The sequence below is a fragment of the Parasutterella secunda genome (genome assembly GCF_023336895.1).
GTDB lineage: Bacteria > Pseudomonadota > Gammaproteobacteria > Burkholderiales > Burkholderiaceae_F > Aphodousia > Aphodousia faecalis.
In genome coordinates, this window is the sequence record NZ_JAMBLT010000037.1 from 1 (window position 1) to 377 (window position 377).

1 protein-coding gene is annotated in these 377 nt (G+C 52.8%); it reads right to left on the reverse strand.

Annotated elements, in window-relative coordinates:
* Positions 1 to 369 (reverse strand): RNA-guided endonuclease InsQ/TnpB family protein (locus M3080_RS09205; RefSeq protein WP_346429238.1); only part of this gene is annotated, 369 nt, incomplete at its 3' end.
* Positions 370 to 377 lie beyond the last annotated feature (8 nt).

Sequence of the window (377 nt, forward strand, 5' to 3'; positions counted from 1 at the left end):
CTCGCCGAACTCCCCACAGGCTGACATGCGATGCCCGCGCACCTTTATATTTCTTGCCCCGACCACGTCGGCATTTCCCCGATAGCCACACGCCACACACTCAAAGCTCGCCTGGCTCTTTCGGTTCTCTTTTGACTCATAACCGCATATCGGACAGATTCGCGAGGTGTACTGAGGTGCCACTTTTATCACTTGGCCGCCTCTTTGTTCACACTTCCACTCTAATCGTTGGAAAAATTTCCCCCACGCTTGATCCAATATCGCTCGGTTTAAGCCCGATTTTTGGGCCACATTATGACCCGGCTCCTCCACTGTCCCGGCCGCACTCGCTGTCATGTTCTTTATTCTCAAGTCTTCACGATAGATCACCGCGTGTT